4 protein-coding genes are annotated in these 2,916 nt (G+C 73.4%); all 4 read left to right on the top strand.

What is annotated here, in order from left to right; all coding sequences use genetic code 11:
- Positions 1–265 precede the first annotated feature (265 nt).
- Positions 266–766: a ribosome maturation factor RimP gene (rimP, locus tag ABD317_RS35410; RefSeq protein ID WP_027754907.1), complete on the top strand. Its 501-nt coding sequence runs from the start codon at positions 266–268 to the stop codon at positions 764–766.
- Positions 767–768: 2 nt separating this feature from the next.
- Positions 769–1,755, top strand: a complete 987-nt coding sequence (gene nusA / locus ABD317_RS35415; RefSeq protein ID WP_027754906.1) for a transcription termination factor NusA — start codon at positions 769–771, stop codon at positions 1,753–1,755.
- Positions 1,756–2,138: 383 nt separating this feature from the next.
- Positions 2,139–2,429 (top strand): DUF448 domain-containing protein, encoded by a 291-nt coding sequence (locus ABD317_RS35420; protein WP_037782686.1) that lies wholly within the window; start codon positions 2,139–2,141, stop codon positions 2,427–2,429.
- A 161-nt stretch (positions 2,430–2,590) separates the two neighbouring features.
- The coding region (locus ABD317_RS35425; RefSeq protein WP_344295872.1) for a translation initiation factor IF-2 N-terminal domain-containing protein at positions 2,591–2,916 on the top strand (326 nt) is incomplete at its 3' end.

A 2,916-nucleotide genomic window follows, 5' to 3' on the forward strand; every position in this document is an offset into this window, starting at 1 on the left:
CTCGGCCGCGGCCCGGCGCCGGAGCCGTTCGGCGTGGGCGGGGCCGGTGTCCCCGTCGCCCCCGTCGTCGCCGCCGGAACAGCCCGTGGTGGTGCCTGCCGCGACCAGCGCGGCGGCACCGGCCAGCACGGCCCTTCTCGCCGGGAGTCCGTTGATCCGCACGAGCCGAGCGTACCGGTGGGCAACGCACAGGTCGTGGAGCGGATACCCTTTGACCCGACACGTGACGGCAGACAACAGCACACGCGGCCGAGGAGTCACCCGGATGAGCACCACCCAGAACGAGAGGCTGCGCGATCTGCTGGAGCCGCTCGTCAAGGAACGCGACCTGGACCTGGAGGAGATCGCGCTCACCCCGGCGGGCAAGCGCCGTGTCCTGCGGGTCGTGGTCGACGCCGACGGCGGCGTGGGCCTGGACACCTGCGCGGAGCTGAGCCGGCGCGTCGCGGAGGAGCTGGACGCCAGCGACGCGATGGGCGACCGTCCGTACGTCCTGGAAGTCACCTCTCCGGGTACGGACCGTCCGCTGACCCTGCCGCGCCACTACCGTCGTGCCGCGGGCCGTCTGGTCAAGGTGCGGCTGCGGGAGGGCGGCGAAGTCGTGGGACGTATCACCGCGGTGGACGACGCGGGACTGGACCTTGAGGTCCCGGGGGTGAAGGGTCGTAGGCCCACCGCCCGGCGGCTGGACTTCGGCGACATCGCCGGGGCCCGGGTCGAGGTCGAGTTCAACCGCAAGGTGACGAAGGACGAGGAGGGCTCGTAGCCGTGGACATCGATATGAGTGCCCTGCGCGGCTTGGTGCGGGAGAAGGAGATCTCCTTCGACCTGCTGGTCGAGGCCATCGAGTCGGCCCTCCTCATCGCCTACCACCGCACCGAGGGCAGCCGCCAGCACGCCCGCGTGGAGCTGAACCGGGACTCCGGGCACGTCACGGTGTGGGCCCGGGAGGACGCGGACGACGTGCCGGAGGGCGGCGAGGCGCGCGAGTTCGACGACACCCCGTCGGGTTTCGGCCGGATCGCCGCGACCACCGCCAAGCAGGTCATCCTCCAGCGGCTGCGGGACGCCGAGGAGGAGGTCACCTTCGGTGAGTACGCGGGCCGCGAGGGCGACATCGTCACCGGCGTCGTCCAGCAGGGCAAGGACCCCAACAACGTGCTGGTCGACATCGGCCGGCTGGAGGCCATCCTGCCGGTGCAGGAGCAGGTGCCCGGCGAGGAGTACAAGCACGGCACCCGGCTGCGCACGTATGTGGTGCGGGTGACCAAGGGCGTACGCGGCCCGTCCGTGACCCTCTCGCGCACCCATCCGAACCTGGTGAAGAAGCTCTTCGCGCTGGAGGTGCCGGAGATCGCCGACGGCTCGGTGGAGATCGCGGCCATCGCCCGCGAGGCCGGGCACCGTACGAAGATCGCCGTACGGTCCACGCGCTCCGGGCTGAACGCGAAGGGCGCCTGCATCGGGCCGATGGGCGGCCGCGTGCGCAACGTGATGGCCGAGCTGGGCGGCGAGAAGATCGACATCGTCGACTGGTCCGACGAGCCGGCGGAGCTGGTCGCCAACGCGCTGTCGCCGGCGCGGGTGAGCAAGGTCGACGTCGTGGACCTGGCGGCGCGCTCGGCGCGCGTGACCGTGCCGGACTACCAGCTGTCGCTGGCGATCGGCAAGGAGGGCCAGAACGCGCGGCTGGCGGCGCGGCTCACCGGCTGGCGGATCGACATCCGCCCGGACACGGAGCCGGCGGCGGGCTGACGCCCGCGCCGGCAGCCCCCGGGGCGCCCGCCCCGGGGACCCCGGATACGCCGGGGTGCTGCCCGGGGCCGCCGCGTCGGCGGCGGGGCCGCCGCGCGGATGCGGTGCTTCGGCCGCTCCCGGCGGCCGGGTCGGGTGGTGCGGGATCCGCGGGGGCAGTCGGCTCCACCCCGGCCGGCCCTCCCGCGCGTCGTCGCGGCAGCGTGTCCGAGCGGGCCGGGCCGGAGGCCGCGCGGCCGGGCCCCCGGAAAACCCGGTCGCCCCGGCCGGACCGGATCACGTATCGTCGGGCCCGGCCCCGGGCTGCCTCTCGCCCTGGGAAAAACAACCGTTCGATTGGCCCCCGGAGCGGGCGCCCGTCGGTCGTGGAGGTAGACTTGAGCGTGTCTGGCCGGACGCGCGCCCGGGCCTGCCCCGAGCGCACCTGCGTCGGGTGCCGGGTGCGGGCGACCAAAGGCGATCTGCTGCGTGTGGTGGAGGCCGGGGGCGCGTGCGTCCCCGATCCCCGCGGTACGCTGCCCGGCCGGGGCGCGTATCTGCACCCCGTCAAGGCATGCCTCGACCTGGCGGTCCGCCGCCGGGCGTTCGTCCGGGCCCTGCGGGCCCGGGGCCCGCTCGGCACCGCGGACGTGGACCGTTTCGTGGCGCAGGCCGTGGAGGCAGAGCAGACATGAGCAGCACGAAGACGAGCGCCGTGCGGAACCCCGCGCGGCCAGGTACCTCGCGAGTCGGAAGTGGGTCGAGATTGCGATGAGCACTCGATGAGTACGCGATGAGTACGCCCATGCAGAAGTAGCGACGGTCCGGCGGACACCCCCGGACCAGAAGGAGCGAAGTGGCTAAGGTCCGGGTATACGAACTCGCCAAGGAGTTCGGAGTCGAGAGCAAGGTCGTCATGGCCAAGCTCCAAGAACTTGGTGAATTCGTCCGCTCGGCGTCCTCGACCATCGAGGCGCCGGTCGTACGCAAACTGACTGACGCATTCCAGTCCGGCAACGGCTCGGCCGCGGCCAAGCCCGCCGGCAAGCCCGCGGCGCCGAAGAAGAAGGCCGCCGCCAAGCCCGGCGCGCCCGCGGCGAAGCCCGCCCCCGTCAAGCCCGAGCAGGCCGCGGAGCGCAAGCCCGCGCCGCGCCCCGGTGCCGAGGCCGGCCGGCCCGCGCC

The organism is Streptomyces synnematoformans (assembly GCF_039531005.1).
Lineage (GTDB): Bacteria > Actinomycetota > Actinomycetes > Streptomycetales > Streptomycetaceae > Streptomyces > Streptomyces synnematoformans.